A 4858-nucleotide genomic window follows, 5' to 3' on the forward strand; every position below is an offset into this window, starting at 1 on the left:
GTCGGGGCCGGTCCAGTCGGGGTGGCGGCAGGCGCTGCGCTGGTCGACGCCGACCGGCAGGGTGCGCATCCCGGCCACCCGGTCGGTGATCTTCTGGCCACTCGCTCACATACCACCGGAGGGTGGTTCGGCAGCCCGGAGAACCGTCCGCGTTCGATGAGCCGGCCCACCCCGGAACCGACCCCGGCACGGCCGGTGCCTTCGCCCGTATCGTGGCCGGGGAACTGCCCGGTCGGCTCGTCGGAAGTGCGCGGCGTTCCACCACCGGTTCCAGCGCCGATTTCGTCACGGCCACGGGCGGACTGCCCAGCTGGCAGAGAGGGCCTGGACCGCGGGCTGCAAAGGGAAACCGGCGAACAGTCCTTGCCTCGTCCAACCTCCTGAGTTGTCCCGTCGGATCGGCGATCTTCCCCGAGAGGCCGACACCTCCGGTCGGTGGCATTGCTATGGGAGCGGTTGGGGACCGGAGGTTTCTCGCGACCCAGAACAGCACCTGGGGCAGCACCCGAGGCGATGCATGTCCTGCACTCTTGGCTCCGCCTGATGTCCGCAGACAGTTCGGAACCACCCCGTGGTCATTTCTGGGGAGCGTTCTTGCCGAGCAGGGCCCTGGCCCGGGCCAGGGCCTGCTGCCGGTGTTGCCAGACCTCCTCCAGTCGGGCCCTGGTCCGTGCGGGCTGGTGTTGCAGGAAGGCGTCGCGCTGTGCCGCGCCCGTGCGGCGCAACTCGCTTTCCGCGTCGCAGTGTTGATCGGCGACCGCGGCGGCTCGCTGCTCGCGTGCCAGCGTCGACGCGCTCGCTCCCTTGACCGCCTCGGCCTGCAGGGACTGGATCAGTGCGGTGGGCGTCCTCGCCGGCCGACCGGCGTCGGTCATGCAGCGCTGCCAGCGTCCCAGGGCCGTCTGATAGGAGTGGTCGGAGGCCAGGTACGCCTCGAGGAGATGGTCCACGTCCTGCGGCACGAGCGTGTCCTCGAAGGCGGCCTGTACGGTGCCGTACAGTCGCGCCCGGGCCTGGGCCATGCAGCCGCCCGTGCCGTAGGTGCCGCTCGCCCCGCTGGGCAGGGTCAGCGGCGTCGCCTGGTCGATGCGGCCGTCGAGTGCCGCTGTGTAGCGGGCCTGTTCGGCGGTGGACAGGGAGCGGACGTACCGGTCCTCGGCCATGTCGCCGCTGTTCACGCGGCCCAGCGTTGTGGAGACGCCGTAGCCGGGGGTCGAGTGGGAACCGATCGAGTCGGCCGTCGTCGCCCCGGTCGGCGGCTGCGGGCCCGCGCTGGTGACCAGGTAGCGCAGTCCCCGGTCGCGCATGCAGCGCTGGGTGAGGATCTGCAGAGCGTCGAAGAGCTGCCGGCGTTGACGCAGGGCGGTGGCGTCGCTGGTGAGGACCGCGGTCGCGTGGCCGAACTCCCGCGCCGACGGCACCGCCTCCGCATGTGCGGTCGTACCCGGTCCGGTGCACGCGGTCGCGGCCGCGCAGACCAGGGTCACCACGAGGATCAGCAGAGGCAGCGAGCGTGTCGGTGCGCGCCCGGTGCCGCGGCGCGAGAGGTATGTCATCGGTGACTGCCCGTCATCCGGTCGAGGAAGGAGGCCAGGTCAACAGGCCGAGGTCCAGTAGTTGCTGCTGATCGAGTCGTTGAAGCTGGTCGAAGTGCCGGGCCAGACAAGATTCGCGAAGTTGCTGTTGGACCAGTCCTTGGGCAGGCAGGCTGACAACCCGGTGTACCCCGTGCCGCTCCACACCTCGACGCCCAGACCGCTGGTGCCGTGGTTGTAGCCCGAGGAGGCGCAGTCGCTCCAGGTCCCGTTGCCGCACGTGGAGTGGGAGTAGGCGCCCCAGTTGGTGTTGCTGCCGGAGAACTTGCCCGGCCCGTCGTTGTAGCCGGAGTTGACCCAGAAGCAGAAGTAGGTGCTCGGACAGTCCCCGATGGCCTGCGGGGAGACCACGGCGGATGCGGCGGCCCCCTGTACCGCTTGCGGGGCGGTGGCGACCGTGGTGGTGTGCCCGTCGGCGGCAAAGGCGTTGCCGGGAAGGGCGAGGCCCACCAGAGCGGCCAGGGCAGTGGCGGTGAGTGCCGCTGCCAAACGGAAGGATCTCATGCGGATTCCTCTTTCTCGGGCCGTACGTACGAGGAGTTTTCGTACCTGTTTTTTCCGATGCGTTGCCTGCCGGTTGCCTTTGCGTGGTGTCGCCGGGGGAGAGGATCTTGTCCTCCTTACTTGCCTGCGCCTTTTGAGTCATGGCGGAATTCAATTCACGGGAGGCGTGGGGCCATTGCAACGCTGGTGAGCGATATTGCCAACCTGGGCATGGGGTGGCCATCATGTTTCACCGGGATGAAAATCCCCAGGTGCAGAGGGGGAACGGAATGCTCCGTATTCACTTCACCGACGCGGACCTGGCGAAAACCACGGTCGCTGCGCGACCCGACGCTCTGTGGGAAGTCGCCATGAGCCTGCACCGGTTCCAGACGCGGGCCGGCCGCTGGGCCCACGCGGACTGGTACCGCACCACCCGCCTTCGGCTCGGTGAACAGCAACTCGACCACCTGGTCCGCGAGGTCCTGCTGCCGCTCTTTCCGCGGGCCGCCTACTTCCCGGACTTCCTCACCCCCCGCCCGACAGAGAGTGGGGGGCTCGATGCCGGACTTGATGTTGTCATGTCTACATCATCGCGACGGGTGCTCCACGAACTCGCGCTGCTGGACCGGGTGGTGGGCACTCCCCGGTGGGCGTGGCGGCTGGCCGGAACGCGCGAGCGTGCGGAGTTCGTGGCAGCGCTCCGTACGTACCACGCCACCGCCGTCGCCCCGGTCGCCAACCTGATGCAGGCCCGATTACAGGCTGACCGGTCGGCCCGCACCCGTGACCTGCTGGACGGCGGGGTCCATGGGATGCTGGCCGGGCTCGGGCCCGCCATGTCGTGGCAACCGCCGGTCCTGTCGGTCCAGTATCCGGTCGAGGACCGGGACTTCCATCTGGGCGGCAGGGGTTTGTGTCTCATTCCGTCACACTTCTGCTGGCAAGCCCCGATCACCCTGGCCGACCCCGGACTGCCACCGGTCCTCGTCTACCCCCTCCTGCACGAGCCGGTGGCCCCACCCCCGACCGCTCCGCTGACCGCTCTGCTCGGCCGTACTCGGGCGACCGTCCTGTCAGTCACGGCCGCGGGTGCGGGTGCCACCACCTCCGAGATCGCCCGTGCCGTGGGGATTTCCGCCCCCTCGGCCAGTAGACACGCGGCGGTGCTGCGTGACGCCGGGCTGCTCGTCAGTAACCGACATGCCACGCACGTACTGCACACGCTCTCCCCGGCGGGCGCGTCACTACTGCGGGCGAGCCGCCGACGTCACGAAGGGCGCACCGGGCAACTGCGGTAGTCGGCGCGTGCATTTCCATGGAGCCGAGGAACTCGACGGGCTCCGTAACGACACAGGAATGGACCGGGCACGCTTCTCGGATATTCCGGTGACGGGATTCGGCCGCATCGACCGGACGATACTCTCTCCGGTCCTGTTTCTCGTAAAGCTGTTCCTGAGGAGAGGCCCTGACGGCGGCCTTCTCTCCCTCTGCGTCCGTCAATTCCGTAGATGGCTGGAATGACACCTGTGGAGCTTCCTCTTGATCGTGGAAACGTGGAGAAGAAGAGGCGATGCAGAGCCGGTTGCGGTTAAAAGCCGCACGTCCGGTTCGGTGGGGGCAGTTGAGAAAGGGCCTGGTCGCAGGTATCTCGCTGGCGGCCTGCCCAACGTCATGTCCGGTTCGGCGGGGGCCGCGCGGAACAGGATCTGTCACGACAGGCACCTCGCCGCGCGGCCGACCCGACGAGCTGGCTGATGCGCTCGAGATGTCTGTGCCGGGACTTACGAGACCCCGACCTCCTGTCCAGACTTGGCGTACACACGGGAGGAGGCCGGAGATCGGGTGGGCGCTGAGGCCGTTCTCCAGCAGGCCGTCGACCTCGGCGACACCTTGGCCCTGTACAGCCTGGCGAGGGTGCGGGAGGAGGCCGGTGACCGGCAGGGCGCCGAGGATCTGGCGCGCCAAGTCGTCGACCGAGGCAACGCCAACGCCCTGTACAGCCTGGCACTTATGCGGGGAGAGGACAGGGACCGGGCAGGCGCCGAAGCCCTGGCCCGCCAAGCCGCAGACCGCGGCTACATCAAACCTCTGCACCGCCTGGCCGCGACCGTAGAGTTGTTCGACCGGTTGTGGCCGAACGGCCTGGACCCGGAAGGTGCGCCGACACCTCCCAGGCAACTGTAGGCGTCTGCATGTCCGCTCTGCTCAGCCGACACACATCGCCAGACGTGTCGAAAGGGACCCTGTCGTTTACGCCGGGTGAGTGACCCGGCTCGTACCGACACCCCGATTGGGGAGTTTCAACTATTCCGGCTCGCCGACCACCTCGAACAGCAAGCTCGGGTCACCCGACGGCACCTATGCCCGCCCGCCTCCTTCTGGCACGTCGCCCACACCCACCTCACCCACCCCGACGACCTGAACAACCTCGCCCAGGCAGCTGAAGTCCGCCGTCGCTTCCAATGGGCCCACCATCTCCGCCAATGCGCCGCCGACCTGCTGGCCGGCGTGGAAGCCGACAACGCCGAGCACCGCAAGGTCCGTGCGCGGGTCGAGCACGCGATAGGCCAGTGGACGGCAAGATCCTCGGCATCGCGCGCAACCTGCGGGATCTGGCCGAGTTCCTACGACGAGCCGGACTGGAGGGCGACCCGGCGCAAGTCGCGGAGCCCGGTCGACCGCGCGGCAGGTCCGGGCTTTCTCCGGAGCCTGTTGGGCTTCGGTGCGGGTTGTGGCACCCGGTGTGGCGAGGGAGGGGCCGCTGCCAGCGCACAGGC

Annotated in this window: 4 protein-coding genes and 1 pseudogene; 3 read left to right on the forward strand and 2 right to left on the reverse strand. The window is 68.6% G+C overall.

Annotated elements, in window-relative coordinates; all coding sequences use genetic code 11:
- Positions 1–575 precede the first annotated feature (575 nt).
- Together OO69_RS47885 and OO69_RS47890 are read right to left on the reverse strand one after the other, a co-directional pair.
- Positions 576–1556, reverse strand: a complete 981-nt coding sequence (locus OO69_RS47885) for a hypothetical protein (RefSeq protein WP_033287350.1) — start codon at positions 1554–1556, stop codon at positions 576–578.
- A 39-nt stretch (positions 1557–1595) separates the two neighbouring features.
- Entirely contained in the window at positions 1596–2099 is a 504-nt protein-coding gene (locus tag OO69_RS47890; protein ID WP_033287351.1) for a peptidase inhibitor family I36 protein, read from the reverse strand.
- Positions 2100–2368: 269 nt separating this feature from the next.
- On the opposite strand from OO69_RS47890, the gene OO69_RS47895 reads away from it, so the two are divergent.
- From OO69_RS47895 to OO69_RS53425, 3 genes and pseudogenes are all read left to right on the forward strand, one after another.
- Complete coding sequence (locus tag OO69_RS47895; protein WP_033287352.1) at positions 2369–3379, forward strand: ArsR/SmtB family transcription factor; 1011 nt, start codon at positions 2369–2371, stop codon at positions 3377–3379.
- A gap of 544 nt (positions 3380–3923) precedes the next feature.
- Complete coding sequence (locus OO69_RS47900; RefSeq protein ID WP_033287353.1) at positions 3924–4265, forward strand: hypothetical protein; 342 nt, start codon at positions 3924–3926, stop codon at positions 4263–4265.
- A gap of 75 nt (positions 4266–4340) precedes the next feature.
- Positions 4341–4858, forward strand: a pseudogene (locus tag OO69_RS53425) (hypothetical protein); the annotation flags it as partial.

The sequence above is a fragment of the Streptomyces sp. NRRL F-525 genome, from assembly GCF_000716605.1.
Classification (GTDB): Bacteria; Actinomycetota; Actinomycetes; order Streptomycetales; family Streptomycetaceae; genus Streptomyces.

Coding starts and splice junctions, on each gene's coding strand:
- OO69_RS47885 (WP_033287350.1), bottom strand. CDS start 1,556: ATGACATACCTCTCGCGCCGCGGCACCGGGCGCGCACCGACACGCTCG.
- OO69_RS47890 (WP_033287351.1), bottom strand. CDS start 2,099: ATGAGATCCTTCCGTTTGGCAGCGGCACTCACCGCCACTGCCCTGGCC.
- OO69_RS47895 (WP_033287352.1), top strand. CDS start 2,369: ATGCTCCGTATTCACTTCACCGACGCGGACCTGGCGAAAACCACGGTC.